Raw genomic sequence first — 19,885 nt, 5'->3', positions numbered from 1 at the left:
TAAAAATTAACAATTACATTTTATACAGCTCACCTAGCTTTATTTGTTTATATGTCATATATGTAAAATAAATAAATTATTTATTGCTATTTTTCACTGATATACTTATTATTTAGAGAGAAAATATTTGTAAAAATAATTTACACTTTATGATTGATATAAAAATATTAGAAAATATAGGACTCAGTGAAACGGAAGCAAAAATTTATATTTCCTTACTAGAAAAATGAACTCAAAGCATTTCAGGTATTTCGATTGTATCGTGATGCAATAGAATGCAAGTCTATGCATCAATACCAAGGCTTACAGAGAATAAATTGATTTGAGAAACGGTTCGATGAAAAAGAAAATATTATTTTGCAGAAAATCCAGAAAATCTTGAGAATATTTTTTATGAAAAAAAGCTTTTATTTCAAAATACTATCTCACTCTTAAAATCAAAGTACGAAAAGAAACAAGCGAAACCTGAACTCAGAACTTTTTATACAAAAGATGCGATGAAGCATATTTTTTATGATGTGGTAGAGACGCTCAATACCTGAGATACCTACTATAGATATAGTTCAAGAAAGCATGATAATCTCAGGTGATTTCTATCTGAAGACTATAAGAAAAAAAGAGATATGAAAGAAATTCAAAGAATGATTATAACCAGCGATGAGCTAAAAAAAATTAAAGAAAAATGAAACAATAAACTTAATAGAGAAATAGTGAGTATTCCCAAACTTTATGATTTATTTGAAGATAATATATCTAAGATAATATATGCAAATAAAGTAGCAATCATCGATTATGAATCAGAAACTTCATTTATAATCGAAAATAAAAAACTCGCAGATTTTGAAAAGAAAATCTTTAAGCTTTTATTTAAATATTTGAGAAATGATTAAATCAAATTCTTATCTCTCAGGTACATATCATATGCAAATGTAACACACTCTGCGTTGAGTGTTGTTTCATCAATTCTATAGTGCGTAAAACTAGCATTTTGAATTCGTAAATATGGAATCTCGTGTGTGAGATTTTTAAGGACTGCAATCATAGCGCGAGTGACTCATGCATGGGAGCTTATAAGTATTTTAGAATCTTTTTCATAAAATATTTTATCTTCAAAGAATCATCGTAATCTCTCAACACACTCAGCATAACTTTCGTATCATTCTGGATCATTATAGTTATATGGATCTGCATGAAATCAATCATTGAATAATTCTGAGGCTGGTCTATACTCATGGACTCAAAGGTATTTTTCTTTAAGCCTATCATCTTGAGTTATTTCTATATTTTGAGAGTCTACATAAGGTGAAATAGTATCATAGGCTCGAATAAGAGGGCTTGAATAGATCCTATCTACGTTAAGATTTTGAGATATAAGATACTCTTTTAATAACTGAGCTTGTTGTTTTCATTTTTCTGATAATGGAACATCTGTAATTCACGCGATGATTCATTGTGCGTTAGATTCAGACTGTCCGTGTCTTACAAGAAATACATCTATCATATTTTATTTTTATGTGGATAATAAAACTATATAGCTATCCAAAATATATTTCGGACTAAGATTATTTTTTTCTACTCCATTTATATCTTTCTCTAACTTTGAGAGTATTTTAATATACTTTCATCCCGATGACATAAGTACCTGCATGAGAGTTTTCAGTGCTATTAAATACTCATTTTTTTCAAGCTTTGCACTAAAAAAATATGTAATACACTCAAGTGATTCTCATACAATAAGTCACTCAAAAATTGAACTATAGAAACTATTCTCCTGTGAATGTCATCCTAATTTAAGCTCTCTTTTTTGCACTCTTGATAGGATAGTATCAATAACTCCAGACTCTGAAGCGTTTGAGAGAAATATTATATTTCACGCTCATGGTTCTTCAAAAAACTTCAAGCAAGCATTTTGCGTTTGAAGGGTCATACGAGAAATATTTTCTATAAAAAAAACTTGAAACGCGAATCTAGGTTTTACATCTCACTGAGTCATAAATCGTTTCATCTCATCAATTTTGAGAGATTCTCAAGTATCAACGAGATGAAAAAGACTCTGTTTATCCATTTCATTCTCTCTCAAGATTTCTAGAATAAAACTATAAATCTCATGATGCATGAGCTGCATATTGTTTTCAAGAAACAAAAAAGGTGATATCTCACCTCATGCTAGTATCTGTTTTTTTACCTCTGAAAAATTATTATTCATCTTTAAGTATATCTTGGAAAAGGGCTTCTAAATCAGCTTCATATTCTTGCAATACTTCATTTTCATCCTGTGTCATAGTTGGTGTATCAGCTTGAGTATTTACTTTTCAAGACCCCTGAGCTTGTACAGTATTGGTATTTTGAGAATTGGACTCTGCAGGAGTATCTATATTAGCTTCATCAGTATTTTCTAATTCATCATCAAAGATTGTATCTTGTGATCACGTCATTGTGTCTTGAAATAATGTGCCTGAGGAAGTCACTCAAGTACTTGTTGATCAAGAGAGCGTATTTTCTTCCTCATTTGGTTTTTGCTCAAAACAAGAACTGAGTACAATACTCAGTAGGATGATAGCGATAATAGATATATATTTCATACTACGTTTTTAAAAAAAAGAATTCATAAAAATAGTATAAAAAATACGATGCAATGCAAGTTTTTTCGTGTTGAAATATTATATTTTTTCATATAATACACAGGTTAATTTATACAAAGATACAAAACTTATGATTGAAAAGATAATTAAAGCAATATTTTGAGATATTGATACAAAGAAAATAAAAAAATTCACGAGAGAACTCAAGCATGTAAGAGAACTTGAAGCAAAATTTCAAGACATGACTTTGGAGGATATTGAAAAAAGAAATTTGGAAATTAAAGCAAGTTTCTCACATTTAGACTTTCAAAATCCAGAAGATTCAAAAGCACTGAGTCAGTGACTTGAAAGTGTGAAACATGAAGCAGCAGCTTTATGGATTTTAACGTGTAAGCTTTTATTTGGAAAAACATTTACAACAGAAAGTGGAAAAGAAGTCACATGGAATATGCTTCCCTATGATGTTCAAGTAATTTGATGACTCGCAATACACGAAGGAAATGTAGCTGAGATGAAAACATGAGAATGAAAGACTCTTGTAGCAACTTTCCCTGCTTACCTCAATGCATTATCTGGAAATGCTGTTCATATAGTTACAGTAAATGACTACCTTGCTTCTAGAGATGCTGAAGAGATGTGAATCCTCTATACTGCACTTTGACTCAAAGTATGAGTTATCACACATAATCAATCACGAGATCAAAAAAAGCTAAACTATGCAAGTGATATCATTTATGCTACAAATAATGAACTGGGATTTGATTACTTGCGAGATAATATGGCAAGTGAAATGGGAAACAAAGTTATGAATCCTCGTTTTTATGCGATTATCGATGAAGTAGATTCAATTCTAATAGATGAAGCAAGAACACCTCTGATTATCTCACAACCAGATAATGAACCTACTGAGAAATACTTAAGATTTTCAGCACTTGCAAAGAAACTTGAAAAAGGAGTAGATTATAAAATTGATGAAAAACAAAAAGCTTCAACACTCACTGAAGCGTGAATCAAAAAAGTAGAGACGATGCTTTGAGTTGAAAATATATATGTTTCTGATAGATATAATGACATTCATCATATAGAAAATGCTCTGAGAGCGAGTAGTGTGTATTTAAAGGATAAAGACTATATCATCCGAAATGAGGAAGTTATGATTGTAGATGAACATACTGGTAGAGTATTACCTGGACGTCGATACAGTGATGGTCTCCATCAAGCGCTTGAAGCGAAAGAGTGAGTAAAAATACAACAAGAATCAAAAACCCTTGCCAGTATTACTTTTCAAAATTATTTCCGAACGTATTGGAAACTTGCAGGTATGACAGGAACGGCAAAAACTGAAGAAGAAGAATTTTACAAGGTGTATGGACTTGAAACACTTGCAATCCCAACGAACAAACCAATCGCCCGTGAGGATAAAGCAGACTTGCTGTTTAAAAATGAAAAATGAAAATTTGAATATGTTGTAAACTATATTCAGGAACTCCATAAAACTGGGCAACCTATTCTTGTTTGAACCGTGTCAGTTGATAAGTCAGAATATCTCTCTGCAGAGCTTCATAAAGTGTGAGTTCCTCATAAAGTCCTCAACGCAAAACAACACGAATCAGAAGCTGAAACGGTTGCAGCTGCTGGACAAAGATGAGCTGTAACGATAGCTACTAATATGGCAGGTCGTGGTACAGATATTAAACTTTGAGAAGGAGTTATAGCACTGTGAGGTCTGATTATACTCGGGACAGAAAAACATGAAACGAGACGAATTGATAATCAACTTCGAGGTCGAGCTGGGAGACAATGAGATCCAGGAGTTACACAGTTTCTGATATCTCCAAACGATGATATTATGAGAATTTTTGGAGGAGATAAACTCTTTTGAATATTCAACTCAGCAATGTTTGCAAGTCTTCCAGATGACCAACCACTCGCGCAAAGTGGTATGCTCACAAAAAAAGTTACCTGAGTTCAAAAACAAGTCGAAGGTCACCACTTTGATGCTCGAAAACATGTATTAGAATATGATGATGTGATTAATAAACATAGAGAAATTATCTATAAGAGAAGAGATGCTGTTCTCTCTCACGTAGAAGCGAGCCCAGAAATTGAAAAAACTATTTCAGAAATGGTGTACAACAGAGTTAAAAATCTTGTTTTAGCTGAAGAAGCAAAACAAGGTGAAGCAGTAAATAAAAATAAACTTGTAAAAAGAGTACACGAGTATCTCGGTCGACCTATCATAGATGATTTTTTAGAAAAACAAGATATCACAGCTATCACGTGAGATCTCACTCTTGCTGATTATATAGCACATAGAGCTGTTGCTGAACTTGAAATGATACGAAGCGAGGCTCCAGATAATGATGCATATTATAGTCTTTTAAAGAAAATAATGCTTCAATCTATAGATAGACTCTGGATGAATCATATCGACTGAATGAGTAAACTCAGAGAACAAGTAGCTTTTGTATGATATGCTCAAAAACAACCAATTATGGTGTATAAAGAAGAGGCATTCAAAAAGTTCAAAGGACTTGTTGATGAAATTGAACTTCGAATTGTGAAGTCAGTATTCGCTATTACTCCAGCAACAGAAGTTCAGATAGCTCGAGTGGATGACTCAACACTTCAAGTGTCTTCAAGTGAAATAGAAAATATGGGAGTTTGACAATCAGACTCACCTAAAAACTCTTGAAATACGAGCCAGTGAAATCCTATCTTTGCTCAAAATAGGAATCAAACAACTCCTCGGAAAAAAATACGCGTTTAATTGCTCAATAAAGCTGTTAGAGTCAAGTAAATTTCTGTTTATATTGGAAAAAGTATGATAGTATATAAATAAGTCTGTTATAAATGCAGAATTTCTTACTATTATACTTTTTTTATGGCTGATATTAAAGATACAAACAACAATTCAATTCCTGAAGTAACAGATATTCTTGAGGCTTTAGAAGTCGAAGGTCCTGCAAATTCTAAAGAATCTCAAGAAACTATTCTTGTTCCAGTTCAAGATCCTTCAAAAGTAGCTCCTCTTCCTTGGGAGGAAGGAGCGGAAGAAGGAATCTCAATAAACAATATCATACAAGACGATTCTAAAACTCTCAACTTAGGAGAAAATCAAGAGATAAACTTGTTGAGTTTAGAAGATATAGTATCAAAAATTCAAGATAAAGAATATGACTATGTACTCATAGAACCAGAAGAAACAAAAGTAAAAGTAACATTTAGAGAAAATAATAGTAATAAAGCTACGACCTACATTAAATTTGCGACCTATACCAATATTTTACTTAAAATAAAACAACTTGCAGGGCTAGTAGTTGAAAATACATGAAATACTCAAGAGTGAAAATGAAAACTCACCATTTGAAAAAAGAACTATATCTTATTAACTAAAACAGTTCCATGAAAAAATGGAGAGAGAATATGGCTTAAAACGAAACTTAATACTCAAACGAGTAACGAAGTAAAAAAGAAAGTTCCACTTTCTACTATTTTGTGGTTTTTTGCAGCAATATTTTTTGTAATGCTCATTTTAGGATGAAGTTTTATAAGTTTTATTGTTATAAACGCTAAAACCGTTGACGATGTACAGTTCTTTTCCAGTCTTGGGATAAGTCTCAATGATATAAACTCATTTATATCTCAAATTGTTACCATTATATTTTCTATTCTCTTATTTATTCTCACACTGATTCTATCAGTATGTTTGTTTAAATTCTTTCTGACTAAAAAAGTATTTAAAAGAAAGAAAATACTCTACGCTCTACTTTCAGTATTTTTACTCATTATCACATTTTCAACGGCAACAGCTTGGATGTATGTTGATCAAAAAATCAAACAACTTCCAAACTGGCAAGAACAAGCCTACGGTGATCTCAAAATATTTGATAATGCTTTACTCGTCAGTCCAGATTTCAGTGACAGTGAAGCACTGTTAAGCGAAACTAAAAATCTTATCTGACCTGTAAATCTAAATTTTGATCTTACAAATTTTCAAAACAACCAAGAACGAAGCGGTCTCACTATAAATAAGTATGTATGGAACTTTTGAGGGACAGTAGTTGAGTCATTTACTCCAGTTGTTATTCAGAGTTTTGACAGAGTTTGAAACTATGAAATACGTGTAGAAGCAATAGGAATAGATAGAAATGGACAGGAAGTGGTTCAAGAGCTCACAAGTATTCCAACCGTTTCAATTTCTCATATCGTAAAATATACAGAAACCATCACAAACAACTGATGAAAAAAAGTAGCCTTTGATGCCTCAAGTATAAAAGACATATGATCTGTAAAATGGTATTTTAAAAGTCCAAAAACGGATAACGAAACTGTCGAATATGAAGAATGGTCCTACAATAATGATGGATTTGAATTTATCCCGGGTAAAATATTTTTTGAAACTATGTACATTTGACTCTCTGTTCTCAGAAATGGAAGTGATGAAGAATCTATTGATAAAGTATTTGTAATTCAAGCTGAAATAGATGGAGAAATGAGCTGAGAAATATCTTATGAAGCTTCACTCGAAAATGACTTAGAATATGAATTTAGCGTTCTCAATCCTCAAACAAGTTTCTCTAACTGATTTATTGAAAAATATGATTGGAAAATATGAGATAGAAGTTATTCGTTGACTTCAAATTTAGAAAAATCTAATCAAGCTCCCGTTCTCACACATGTATTTCAAAATTATTGAGAAAAAAATGTATCTGTCGTGATGACTGATTCTCTGTGAAAAACATTTACTTTAAATAGTACCATCACCCTCCAAAAAGATGTAGAACTCAAGGAGTTTCTTATAATTACAAATGAGGCTACAAATGAACAACCGAGTAATCTAAAATACGAAACGAGATCTCATGAGTACTTTATTGATGAGATTTGAGTTCCAAGTACTCTAAAGTTTGATGCGAGATACGTGAGACCTACTAATATTTCATATTCGCTCGATACTGTTTCATGGGATGTCTGAAATGATAAAGATATAGAATCTACTGGTAAAAACTATACCCTAGAAGTTGGACGAGAATGAAACAATACCCTCGCCGTAACTTACAATTTCAAACATCGTCGAAATACTGATGATATTATTTCTCTCACTGAATTTATATATATTCAAGCTGTTAAAAAAGATGCAATTCTTAGTTTAGAAATAGAGAACTCTAGTAACTATGCTCCAGTCAGTGTGAGATTTGATGCATCAAAGAGTTATATAAAAGATGATAACATTATTAAATTTGTCTATGATTATTGAGATTGAATTGTGGAGGAGAGAGATGCCATTAATCCAGGTCATAGATATGCAAAAGCTTGAGACTACACGATTAAACTCACTGTTATCTGACAAACTGGAAAAGAATTTTCTCTTGAGAAAAAACTTATACTCTTACCAGCTCCTCAAGATGTAAAGATATCTCCAAGTTTAAAAAGAGCTCCAGTAGACCAATGAATAGACTTCTCTTCTGCTGAAAGTGCTGGACAGATTATTGAATATTTCTGGGACTTTGGGGATGGAAATATATCAACTGATGCTAATCCATCTCACGCATATACCAAAGCCTGATTTTATACCGTGACACTTCGAGCAGACTTTGTAAATAATAATTCTATTAGTGATACGATTGAAGTAGAAATTATAGAAAAAAAATAATAGATAAAAAAACTCTCCAAACTTGAAGAGTTTTTTTATATATTATTTCAAGATTATTCTATAATTTTTCTTTCATTTTCTAATGAGTAAAAATTTTCAATGAATAAAATCATTTGAAAAATCATAATTTGTATCTGTAATTTTTTGTTCATTGAGTGCTAATGCCCCAGAACTAATACTTTGTCTCGCACTACCTCCTGATTTTTCAAGTCATGATTCTATAAATAATTCAAAGAGATTCTGAGAACTATATATCAATCATCCTATTTCAGTACTAAAACTCTTGAGTTCATCTGCATTTAGTTTTGTAAGGAGTTCTATTTTATCTCACTCTCCAAATAAAAATTCAGTAATATTTGCTGCAAGTTTCGCTTCTTCTTCTCAATGTATTATTTTCACAACTTCGTATGCAAGTCTTTTTTGCCCAAGTCTCTGCTCTGGTGATTTTGAATGTTCCTCTAATATTGATGCTATATACTCAGAATCTAATAGAGTCAAAAGTTTCAAGTAGCGTTCTACATCAGCATCTTCTGTATTCATAAAATACTGATAAATAGCATATGGTCTTGTTTTATTTCTATCTAAAAAAAGTGCATTTCATTCAGATTTTCCAAATTTTTTTCAACTGGCATCAGTAATAAGTGGCCAAGTAAAGACGTAGGTTTCGTCTTCTGTTTTTTTACGAATGAGTTCAATCCCTGTTACCAGATTTCCCCATTGATCCTGTCCTCCCATTTGCAGATTCACTCACATGTTTTTATGGAGATAATAATAGTCAAATCCTTGCAACAACATATACGAAAACTCAGTATAAGAAATAGACTTTGTTGGATCCTCTATACGTTTTTTTACCGTATCCTTCGACATCATTTGATTCACGGTATGAAATTTTCAAACTTCCCTGAGGAAATCTAGATATGATACTCACACGTAAAAATCAAGATTATTTACAATTTCAAAATCGAGTTTTTTTCCAGTATTTTCTGAAAGTCTTGTTAAAATAGTTGTAAATTGATTTCATATAGCAGCGACATTTTTCTCCAGAGTTGCTTCATCGAGAAATGTTCTCTCAGATTCTTTTCCTCCTGGATCTCATACCATACCTGTAGCTCCACCAACAAGTGCATAATATTTGTTTCATTTAAGCATGAGTTGCACAGCAGTCATAAATCCTATAAAGTTTCACATATGAAGCGAATCAGCTGTTGGATCAAATCACACATAAAATTTTTCAGATCATTGTTCTAATTTTTCAAATATATCATCGCTAGAGTATTGGTATAAATATCCCCTTTCTTGTAAATGTTCTTTGAGTTTCATAATATTTTCTTGCGAGTTAAAAGTATTTCTCTTATAATAAACAAAAATAATACTATCGCAAACTAAGCATTAAAATTTATGAATACGCAAAGTCGAGAATACTGGGAAAAAAATAAGCCTACAGATTTATGAGCCTCAAATTGTCCACTGTGTCAGGAAGCAGAAAATATACTCTATGAAACAAAACATTGGAAAATAATAAAAAATAAATATCCAATTCTTGGTCTAGATAATCACTGTATGGCGATTCCTAAAGAGCATGTTATATTTGCAAAAGATCTTTCAGATGTTCAGTATCTAGACTATAAAAATGTAGAGCATTATATGTTTAGTTATTTTAAAAACTCTGATTATTTCACTTTTATGAGGGAGTCTCTTTCGGGAAGAAGTTTAGAACATCTACATTACCATTTTCTTCCATGACAAATTTGGTATAAAGATGTTGAATCTATGTTGCAAAAGCAGGCATTCTAAAACATATCTTTTGCAAGTAATCATATTTATGCTATATTACAAGCATACAATTTTTTAGAACAACGCGATGAAAATCGATCTTTGGAAAATATTCTGATCAAAATGTAGAGCAAAACTTCTTGAGAAGTTTTTTTTAGATTACTATGCATGAGGAAACCAGTGATACCATATGCGAGGACTCGCAAGAGAATTGGATGAACAAATAAATTCTGTAAAAAGAGAACTTGATAACTTAGAAGAACTGTGAGTTCTTCGGTCACGAACCGAACTGAGAAAAAAAATATTTACTATCAATACCAATTTTTATCTCATTGATGAATTTGAGAATATTTTTCTCAAGACCTATAATCCACTCGATGAAGTAAAGAAGTATTTCAAAACTCAAAATCTACTTGAAGTCGTCATCGTAAATAAGAGTATTGAAAAAAAACTCTTTGAAGATGGCAAAGCTATACTTGATATATTTATGATTGGAGAAATAGAGAGAGAATGATTTTCAGAATTTTTACAATCTATATTCTTTGATAGAAAAGTGAAATTTGCGATTATCTCTACAGAGGATTTTTTCAATAGACTCTCATATTGAGATAAACTCATACATAATATACTCAGGGAAAAATGAAATATCTTTATCAAAGATACTCTCAAAGTGAAAGAAAAACTCGATTAAAAAAACTCAAGCGAACTTGAGTTTTTTTTAAATTATTTTTTTACCATTTCCCCACTTCAACAGAACCTATATGATGTTCAAATTCTCAGTATTTTATTTTGTAATACGCCAGTATTCCTATCATCGCAGCATTATCCATACAATAGAGCTTTTTCACTGGAGCATAAAATTTTAGTCATAATTTTTGAGATGATGATTGTATTCTCTGATTCAAATCATCATTTGCGCTGACTCATCCAGCAAGCATGACAGTAGATACTCATTTTTGCTGAGCAGCTTCAATGAGTTTGTAGCTGAGTACTTCGTTCACGGCTGATTGAAATTCGAATGATAATTCTATTTTATCATCTTGCGTGAGGACTCCTCTTTTGTCTACTTCACGTTTTACTGCACTTTTCAGACCTGAAAAACTAAATCAAAATGCAGATTTTTCTAAAAATACTCTTGGAAAGAGATTTTTTCATTCTTGTGTAAACTGAGATGCGAGATTTGAAATAATAGGTCAACCTGGATATTCAAGTCACATCATTTTCGCTACTTTATCAAACGCTTCTCCAGCTGCATCATCTTGGGTTTGCCCAAGTTTCACTCGTGTCCACATATCTGACATATAATACACTTCGTTATGTCAGCCAGAAACCGTGAGACATACAAGTGGAAAAGAAATTTGTGATTCTTTTCTCTCTAAAAAATTAGAAAATATATGTGCCTGAATGTGATCAATGGGAAGTATAGGAATCTGAAGGGTTTCTGAGAGAGTGGAAGCAACCGTAATACCTGTAAGAAGTGATGGGACGAGTCCCGGATGCGTCGTCACTGCAATATAGTCTATATCTCTAAGTTCAGTATTTGCTTCACTCAGAACGTGCGCGAGTACGTCAAAAATAACATTTGCATGTTCCCGACTCGCAACTTCTGGAACAACTCAACCTGTGAGATTATGGATTTTTATTTGAGATTTTGTGTGCATACAAATAAGCACCTCGTTTTCAAAAAGAGCTATACTCGTATCATCACATGATGTCTCAAATGCTAAGATTTTCATTTTATTTTTTAATACTATCTATAAATTTTTGCATATCAGCTTTGAGAGGAGCTTGTATTTTAAGTGCTTTCTTTTTTATAGGATGCATGAGCTCTAACTTCCAAGCATGAAGCATTTGTCTTTGAATGTAATAATTTTTTTCAAAATAACTATTAAGTTTCTTGTCTCAATACGTCTTATCTCATAAAATTGGGTTTCAAATATGTGCCATATGGACTCGAATTTGATGCATTCTCCCAGTTTCGATTTGTACCTCTACAGCTGATAATGTAACTTCTCATTCTGGAAGTTGGAGTATATATTCATCTAAAACTTTGTAGTGCGTAATTGCTTCTTGTCAGCTTTCTGAAATATGTATTTTATTTTCATTATGAGCTTTTTCTCTTCGAGCGAGTGATTTTTTAATCGTTCACGATTGATGAGAGAGTTTGCCAATTACTACAGTAAAATACATTTTTTTAAGGGCATTTTTTTCTTTAAAATCCTGGACTATTTGCACGAGTGCTTGTTTTTGTTTTGCGATGACAATAACTCATGAGGTATCACGATCAATTCTGTGAGCAAGTGAAGGACTAAAGGTCAGACTATCAAGTTTTTGAGCGTAATAATCCTGAACTTGCTCAATGAGTGATACCTCCTCTGATTTATGGTCTCATGGATGTACATTGATTCCTGGATTTTTATTGAGTATTAAAAGATACTCATCTTCAAATATTATATCTTTTTTATGAAGTTTTTTATCCTGAGATACTACAACATTATCTTTTATATTTTCTCTCAAACTCTGTATTTCTGTTTCACCGAGATATACATTTACAGTTTCTCATGTCGAGAGTTTATATTCAGGTTTTTGTTTCGTTTTTTGTTCGTCTAAAGTTATAACTTTTATTTTTCCAGTTCGAATACTTTTAAAGATAAAACTCAGACTCGCCTGAGGAAAAAGTTTTTTCAAAAAAGAATCGAGCCGTTGCTCTGAATCATTTTTTAAAATTTGAAAAGACTGCATAAAAAATTATTGAAAAATAGTAAATCAAAAAGCTGAATTCGTAGAAAGCTGAGGAACTTGCACTTCAAGCTTCTTTGCAAATCATCTTGATTTTCAAACTGAAACTATTGCAGTAGCAGGAAGTGGAATAGCTCCGTTAGAAGTAAGTCTATATTCTAAGAAAGAAAGTTGTGTCTGATTGTTTATAAGGACTAATGGATTAACAATACTCAGAGTCAGAACACATTCACTTCATGATCAACAATTTGAACCATAAAAACTTCAAAAAGTTTCATTAGATATCCCATCTAAGTTCGTTCAAGTTCTTGGCCAAATATTGAAACTATACCCGGAACTTCATCATTGAATCTGTGTTTCTGTAATTAAAGATCAAGAAAGTGTCGTAAGAGATGCTGTATCTGATGAAAGTTGCCATACAAGTATGTCATCATTTTGTGTCGTATTAAACTGTTCATTTAATCATCAAACTCCATCTAAATCGGGAATTTGTACCCTCAGAGTAAGTGGTGCACTAATTCTATTATTTCCAACGAGAAATTGAGCTACATTATCTGGAGATATTCTATTAAAATTCTGATCATATTCACTATCTCATTGACCAGTACTTGGTATAATTGTACCTGAAGATGTAGAAGAATACGCATAATTTATATTCAAGTCTCATCCTGAAGCATTTATTTCATTTCAATATGTTGTCACTGTTTTAAGTGAATGTGCATATATTCATTGTTCTAGTCCAGCATATCATTGATAAAAAGCATTACTTGCATTTTCTATACCACTCACATTACGACTATAAGGAATCATATATTCTAGGAGATATAATCCAATGAAACTAAAAAAAACAGTAAGTCAGAGTGCGAGAACAATTGAAAATCAAGATTTTGAGGCTGTATGTTTCATATTATTGAAAATTTAAGTTACTGAGTTGTATAGTCGTTGAGAGTTCTACAGATGGAGTAGTTCCAGTGATTTTTCTTTTTTCCTTCCAACTTGGCTGAATTACCATATGCAATTGAACGTATGGTGCAATTTTTATCATCGGATCTCTATCTCTCCATGAATATTCTAAACTTTTATATGGTGCGATATAAAACTCTAGCTTTGATATATGAATATTGTTTGGAAATATAGATTGCCAATATGCATCAGTTCCAGCACTTGCAAGAGTATTTGGTGTATTGGTAAAATCATTGTCTATGAGCCACGTATCGATTTTACCATCACCCTGACTGATATCTGAAATTGCAGCATTGTGATCATCTCACCAATCACGACCTACTAACTTGATGAACTCAATGGTTCAAAGACATCCCGTTCAGGTCATAACTTTTGTCCCAGTACAAGTCGCTCACGTTGGTCTATCAGGATCAAGTCATACATTCCATCTAAAAAATGTTCGCTCATCTCAGGCCTTATTAATCAGATACAGTTCTCATACGTCGATTCCATTAGTAAAAGCTTCAGGACCAATTCAAAGAAATAAATCATCAGCATCCCCATACACAAATCCGTTTCCATCTTCGTCTCCATGCACCGTTCAAGATGCATCGTAATCACTATTGTAATCAATAAACTGATCTTCGTATTGACCGTATCTTTGTCTTAAGTTAGTATTTGTGAATACTGTTCCATCTGCATTACGCTTGCGCGTCGAACTTGTTAAACATCCACTTCACGTCAATGCTTGTGATACTCAGTTTCAACTCGTACAGTAGTATCTTACTCCGTCATTTCAGAAACGACTTTCATTTTGATAATGCCCTGCCGTAAAAACGGTATTGTAACTAAATCTATTCCAATATTCTTCATAATCGAGTGTTCAACCTGTTTTTATCATTTCAAAAAACTTTTCACCTGCATAAAACGCCTCTTTTTCTATCGTACTTTGTTCAATGAGTTTAATTTTTCAAACTCATACTGAAGCCAGTGCTTGAAATCAAGCAAGCATAACAAATGTGACTATCAGTATTCCAACTAATACCTCAACAAGACTGAATCACAAATTTATTTTTTTCAATTGAATCATGTGTTGTTAGATTTTTTATGTAAAAATAAATGATGAATACTATCTCACAGCAAACGACTTACGCTGTAGAGATTTTTATGTTTTTTAAAGTACGCAGGCCAGTGAATAATAAAAAAATCTAAAATTCTAAAAAAAAATGATTGCCGACTTGGATGCTTTCATCAAAAAAAAACTTTGATCGAGCGAAACATACTCATAGCAAAACTGAGGAACACACAGATTATATCAAAAAAAATATTATCGATATCTTTTTTTTCTTGAGTTTTTATCACTCCAGTATATGATAGAAATTAACACGATTCATTATACACAAAAGATGTGACGAGTAAATGATAATTCACTCAATTTATATAAAATATTAATTCAATATCTCAGCAAATGGCATCAAAAAATAAAAAAATCATTCGAGCAGTTCAAAAAAATCTCTGAATTATTCAAGAACAACTTCGTTTCAAAACATCACATATTAGTGATTGAGGAAAGATCTCACTCGCATGAGTCTCAATCAGTTTAGTATCTCTTTTCATCATTTGGGTAAACTCAGAAGTGAGTATAGTTTCATCTTGAAATACACAAATATCGTGAGTAAACAGTTTTTCTGCACTGGTGTGATATACATGATTTTTTATTTTACTCATACTATGATTTATTTGTTTCTCCATATTTTCAATTCGAAAAAAAGAAAAGTTTCATTCCTTCTCTCTTATCCACATATATGATTTTGCAGCTTGTTTTTATGGTTCGATTCTCATTATGATACTCTGCCTCCAATGATTATTTTATATGAGAGGACTTCAAACATTTTCAAGTGATATTTGATATTGAAAATGAATAATTCTATGTATCACAGGAGCAATAGTGATTCTCATTTGATCGCTTATTCTAAAAAAAGAATATAGAAAAAATATTAAATGAAGTTATACCAGTGAAATAAAAAATCAAGACTATGGTAGTGAGCTTGAGCCCAACCGAGATAATATGAAACTCCCTTTCTAAAGCCTACGAACAAAGTATGACACTTTAGAAAAAAACTTTGACTTTTGCTCTACAACAATTATATTTTATTCATTAGATACCTAAATTAATTCAATGCAAGCAACTCTAACACGTAATACAATCGAGAAATCATTTTCTGATGTGCTGAGCTCTCTTTCAGAAAAAGAAAGAATGGTTATCGAACGAAGAATAGGATTAAACGGAGAAAAGGAAACACTTCAAAATATCGGAAATTCTTTTAAACCGGCTATTACTCGAGAGAGAGTACGACAAATAGAAGATGCATGAATTAAAAAAGTAGGTAGAATTATTAAAGCTACAGAACTTGCAGAAATACAAGAAATGGCTCGAGAACTTATGGCTCATCATGGATGAGTGCTCACAAGAGAAAAAATCATTTGAGCTCTCATAAGCGAACTCAATCTTTCAAAAGATATTAACGCTCATATTTTAGAAGTCATAGTACAATCTGACTTTGAAATCGTTAAATCAAAACCACGACTTGGAACAGAAACTTATTTTACTCTTCCAGATATTACAAAAAAAACTATAGATGCAGTTCATAGAGAAGCTGTAAAAATACTCAAGAGAAAAAAAGATGTTATGGAGCGAACTGAGCTCTACTGTGAAATACAAGAATCTCTTTTAGAAGAACACTCTCAACTAGAAAATGTATTTATAGATAGTGTTTTAGATATTTTTGAAGATATAGTAAAATGAGAAGAAGTACTCATCGGTCTCACAAGATGGAAAATTCTCAATCCAAAAACTCTGAAAGACAAAGTAATCTATGTTATGAAAAAAGAGAAAGTCCCAATGCACTTTATCGATATTTCAAATAAGATTTCAGAATATTTATGAGAAGCTGTTAAAATTAATACAATCCACAACGAGCTTATCAGAAACGAAGAGTTTATTCTCATCGGTCGTGGTATATACGCTCTGAAAGAATGGTGATTCAAACCAGGAACAGTACTTGATGTTATTCTTGATATTCTTTCTAAAAACGGAGGACCTATGAATACAGAAGATATCATCAAAAAAGTATTAAAAGTTCGAAACGTTAAGAAGACTACTATCTATATGAATCTTCAAAATAAAAAAGCTATAGAAAGAGTAGGTCGTAACTTCTACGCAGCAAAATCATAATACAAAAAAAAATCTTACTTTACTGTAAGATTTTTTTTTGTATTTTGAATTATGGAAGTTTTTTAATCTTACTTTTATCCAAGTTTTCCCCAGCTACCCAACTTAGTTTTGTTAAATAATATGTTTCACATCATTCAACTCGATATGGAATTTCAATATTAAATTTAGTCTTAGTTATCGATGTAGCTATTGGATTTAAACTAAAACCAGAATTCTTACATTTTCAATCAAAAGTCATGTCTGATATCATAACTTGTACTTCTGGTATAGATTCAAAAGGTTTATAAAATGTTACCTCATATCTTTCAGGGGAATCAGATTTTCTAATAACTTGTCAATAATCTACTCTTCAAGATACTAAACTATCAACATAACCTTTTGTAACAGCATGATTTCCATTGGTTGGAGTTCAAGTAAGTGTCAATATATTCATTTTAAAGTTTGAATCACTATCAAGTCTTCCTCCCCCAATTGATCCAGCTTCAATATCTGCTCAGGTAATTGTACCATCTTTGATGTCTACTCATGTTAATGTACCATCTTTGATTTCTGAAGTATCTATAGTACCATCTCTAATATTATCACCTTTGATGTCTGTAATATTTGAACCATCTCCCACAAATCAAACAGCTTGAATACTTCAGGCTACTTCAAGCATTTGGTTTGGGTTACTTGTTCCAATACCAATTCTCCCATTTGAGAGGATTCTCATCTTTTCATCATTATTTATTCTAAATCAAGTAAAAGAATCTTTTTCTGCTTGATAACTCCAGTTTCCATCTCCATCCAATAGTCAAAAACTTGAACCATTATTTGAACCGTAAACTATTCCGTATTGAGTACTTTGTTTATCTCTCAGTACAATCTGAGTATTAGTATCATTGTTAGAATCCACAAAGAGTTTGTTATCGTTGTTTCATGCGATTTGCTGATTTCCTGTTCACATTCTGTATCTTCCGTTAGCTGCAATTATAGAATTTACTTCAAATGTAGCAGTGTTATTTATTTCACTGTTTCAAATAGCATTTGATGCGACATCTGCTGAAGATACTTGTCCATCTATAATATTGAGACTATTCACAGAATTGTTCGCAAGTTCATTATTGGTAATTGCATTCAGTGCTATATCTAAGGTAGCGATTTCTCTATTGATTATATGATTAGAATTGATTGAGTTATTCGCAATCTTGTTTCAAGTAATCGTTCCATTTTGTATATTTGCTCCATCAATATTTGTAATAGTTGAACCATCTCAAATATATCTTGCTGCGGTAATATTTCATATTGCTCTCACACTTCCATTCACATCCAGTTCAAAACTTGGAGTCGTATCATTTATACCAATTCTTGTTCAGGTATCAGTAATAATACCAGGAGCAAAAGCATTTCCATTCCATTTTGGGACATTGTTATTCAGTCCTGTTCAGAGATTTCGGAGGGCTGCAATAAAAACATTTTTTATTGCTCTGACTCCAGCACTTGTATCAAATATATTTGCTATAATTTCTCAGACAAAACCTTTTTGATCCATTCACGTTGGGGCTGCAGGAACTCAAGTAGCAACAGCTTGTACTTTTTGAATCTTTGTATTTACTTCAGCATCAGTCGCTGCGTAGATAGTATTTGTACAAACAAAAAGTAGCACAAATATCGAGATAATAATTTTCATATAAAATATGTAAATATATAAACTTACTTAAAGTATATCATATTAATGAGACTTAAATCAAATTTGCACAAAAAAATCCCCACTGATGGGGATTTAATATTATTAATTTTTATCACAACATACTGCGTAGGCTCTTTGTGAAGCATTATTTCATAAATATGTACTACAATCTGCAGTCCATCAAGATAAATCTGAGAGTGGTTGACTCAAAGAAATCATGTCATCTCGAGCAACATAACACTGTGCTCATCATGACATTACAAATTCATTTGCTGCACATGAAGCTGTAGAATTTCCAGGGAAGTTCCAACCTGAATCTACTACTCTACAAGCAAACTTTCATTTTATAGTCCCAGTAACTGTGAGACCTGCCATAGTAAAACCAGAAGTATTATCAAGTTCACTCCCTCTAATACTATTGGCTGCTATCTTTCAAGCTGTAATAGTATTTGCAGCTATATCAATACCTTCTATAGAGTAGTTTTGTATATTTATACTTTCAACAGCTCCAGTAGCAAGTTCACTATTTCTAATTGCATTGGGAGCAATATCATTTCATGTTATAGAATTATTTTCGATTTCACTTGAATCTATAGTTCCATCTTGAATATTGTCACCATTTATATTTGTAACATTTGCACCATCTCCTCTAAATCATATTGCTTGTACATTTCCATTTACCTCAAGCATTTGGCTTGGATTATTTGTTCCTATACCAATTCTTCCATTTGAAAGAATTCTCATTTTTTCATCATTATTAACCCTAAATCAAGTAAAGGTATCTTTTTCTGCTTGATAACTCCAGTTTCCATCTCCATCTAAGAGTCAGAAAGTACTTCCATCTCATGATCAAAACACTCTCCCATATTGCGTTCATTGTCTATCTCTAAATACCATTTGAGTATTTGTGTCATTATTTGAATCTGCATAAATAGCACTATTATTGTCTCACGCAAGTTGTTGATCTCAACTTCACATTCTATATCTTCCATTTGATGCTCTGATTGAATTTACATCAAATGTGTCTGTATTAAGTAGTTCACTGTTTCAAATAGCATTTGTTGCTACATCTGCTGAATTTACTTGTCCATCAATAATATTTCAACTATTTACTGAATTTGGAGCTAATTCGCTATTTGTAATAGCATTCAGTGCAATATCGATTGATGCTATAGCTCTATCAATTATATGGTTTGAATTGATTGAGTTATTCGCAATCTTGTTTCAAGTAATCGTTCCATTTTGTATATTTGCTCCATCAATATTTGTAATAGTTGAACCATCTCAAATAT

General features: G+C 31.9%; 17 protein-coding genes. 7 read left to right on the top strand and 10 right to left on the bottom strand.

Annotated elements, in window-relative coordinates:
• The first annotated feature begins 149 nt into the window (after positions 1-149).
• Positions 150-890: a TrmB family transcriptional regulator gene (locus GW846_05210; protein ID NDK10145.1), complete on the top strand. Its 741-nt coding sequence runs from the start codon at positions 150-152 to the stop codon at positions 888-890.
• Here GW846_05210 and GW846_05205 read toward each other — a convergent pair.
• From GW846_05205 to GW846_05195, 3 genes are read right to left on the bottom strand one after another with little or no spacing between them, the layout of a single operon-like run.
• Positions 887-1,501 carry a histidine phosphatase family protein gene (locus GW846_05205; GenBank protein NDK10144.1) on the bottom strand — a complete coding sequence of 205 codons (615 nt, stop codon included), beginning with the start codon at positions 1,499-1,501 and terminating at the stop codon, positions 887-889. The two genes, GW846_05210 and GW846_05205, sit on opposite strands and share 4 nt — an antisense overlap.
• 9 nt (positions 1,502-1,510) lie before the next feature.
• Positions 1,511-2,206: a hypothetical protein gene (locus tag GW846_05200; protein NDK10143.1), complete on the bottom strand. Its 696-nt coding sequence runs from the start codon at positions 2,204-2,206 to the stop codon at positions 1,511-1,513.
• Positions 2,199-2,582, bottom strand: a complete 384-nt coding sequence (locus tag GW846_05195; protein ID NDK10142.1) for a hypothetical protein — start codon at positions 2,580-2,582, stop codon at positions 2,199-2,201. Before GW846_05195 ends, GW846_05200 begins: the two co-directional genes overlap by 8 nt.
• A 130-nt stretch (positions 2,583-2,712) precedes the next feature.
• On the opposite strand from GW846_05195, the gene secA reads away from it, so the two are divergent.
• Positions 2,713-5,352 carry a preprotein translocase subunit SecA gene (gene secA, locus GW846_05190; protein ID NDK10141.1) on the top strand — a complete coding sequence of 880 codons (2,640 nt, stop codon included), beginning with the start codon at positions 2,713-2,715 and terminating at the stop codon, positions 5,350-5,352.
• 1,635 nt (positions 5,353-6,987) lie between these two features.
• Positions 6,988-8,235 carry a PKD domain-containing protein gene (locus GW846_05185; GenBank protein ID NDK10140.1) on the top strand — a complete coding sequence of 416 codons (1,248 nt, stop codon included), beginning with the start codon at positions 6,988-6,990 and terminating at the stop codon, positions 8,233-8,235.
• 42 nt (positions 8,236-8,277) lie between these two features.
• Here GW846_05185 and GW846_05180 read toward each other — a convergent pair whose 3' ends face one another.
• A complete protein-coding gene (locus GW846_05180; GenBank protein NDK10139.1) occupies positions 8,278-9,555 on the bottom strand; it encodes a tyrosine--tRNA ligase in 1,278 nt (425 codons plus the stop codon).
• Between the two features lie 78 nt (positions 9,556-9,633).
• On the opposite strand from GW846_05180, the gene GW846_05175 reads away from it, so the two are divergent.
• Both GW846_05175 and GW846_05170 read left to right on the top strand, forming a co-directional pair.
• On the top strand, positions 9,634-10,029 hold the full coding sequence (locus GW846_05175; GenBank protein NDK10138.1) for a hypothetical protein: 396 nt from the start codon (positions 9,634-9,636) through the stop codon (positions 10,027-10,029).
• 67 nt (positions 10,030-10,096) lie between these two features.
• Entirely contained in the window at positions 10,097-10,699 is a 603-nt protein-coding gene (locus GW846_05170) for a hypothetical protein (GenBank protein ID NDK10137.1), read from the top strand.
• A 40-nt stretch (positions 10,700-10,739) separates the two neighbouring features.
• Here the strand turns inward: GW846_05170 and tsaD are convergent, their stop codons facing one another.
• The 4 genes from tsaD to GW846_05150 are packed head-to-tail and all read right to left on the bottom strand — an operon-like array spanning position 10,740 to position 14,779.
• Positions 10,740-11,744: a tRNA (adenosine(37)-N6)-threonylcarbamoyltransferase complex transferase subunit TsaD gene (gene tsaD, locus GW846_05165; GenBank protein ID NDK10136.1), complete on the bottom strand. Its 1,005-nt coding sequence runs from the start codon at positions 11,742-11,744 to the stop codon at positions 10,740-10,742.
• Position 11,745: 1 nt separating this feature from the next.
• Entirely contained in the window at positions 11,746-12,750 is a 1,005-nt protein-coding gene (locus GW846_05160) for an RluA family pseudouridine synthase (GenBank protein ID NDK10135.1), read from the bottom strand.
• Positions 12,751-12,756: 6 nt separating this feature from the next.
• A complete protein-coding gene (locus GW846_05155) occupies positions 12,757-13,653 on the bottom strand; it encodes a hypothetical protein (protein NDK10134.1) in 897 nt (298 codons plus the stop codon).
• 1 nt (position 13,654) lies between these two features.
• Positions 13,655-14,779 (bottom strand): prepilin-type N-terminal cleavage/methylation domain-containing protein, encoded by a 1,125-nt coding sequence (locus GW846_05150; GenBank protein NDK10133.1) that lies wholly within the window; start codon positions 14,777-14,779, stop codon positions 13,655-13,657.
• Between the two features lie 378 nt (positions 14,780-15,157).
• On the opposite strand from GW846_05150, the gene GW846_05145 reads away from it, so the two are divergent.
• Entirely contained in the window at positions 15,158-15,775 is a 618-nt protein-coding gene (locus GW846_05145; protein NDK10132.1) for a hypothetical protein, read from the top strand.
• 93 nt (positions 15,776-15,868) lie between these two features.
• Complete coding sequence (locus tag GW846_05140) at positions 15,869-16,924, top strand: hypothetical protein (GenBank protein ID NDK10131.1); 1,056 nt, start codon at positions 15,869-15,871, stop codon at positions 16,922-16,924.
• 49 nt (positions 16,925-16,973) lie between these two features.
• Here the strand turns inward: GW846_05140 and GW846_05135 are convergent, their stop codons facing one another.
• Positions 16,974-18,593 carry a hypothetical protein gene (locus tag GW846_05135; protein ID NDK10130.1) on the bottom strand — a complete coding sequence of 540 codons (1,620 nt, stop codon included), beginning with the start codon at positions 18,591-18,593 and terminating at the stop codon, positions 16,974-16,976.
• Positions 18,594-18,695: 102 nt separating this feature from the next.
• On the bottom strand, positions 18,696-19,885 hold a 1,190-nt coding region (locus GW846_05130; protein ID NDK10129.1), incomplete at its 5' end, for a hypothetical protein.

The organism is Candidatus Gracilibacteria bacterium (assembly GCA_010119145.1).
In the GTDB taxonomy this organism is placed as follows: domain Bacteria; phylum Patescibacteriota; class Gracilibacteria; order BD1-5; family UBA6164; genus JAACSU01.
Note: the sequence above shows the minus strand (reverse complement) of the source record. Positions and strands in the feature narration are given on the sequence as shown.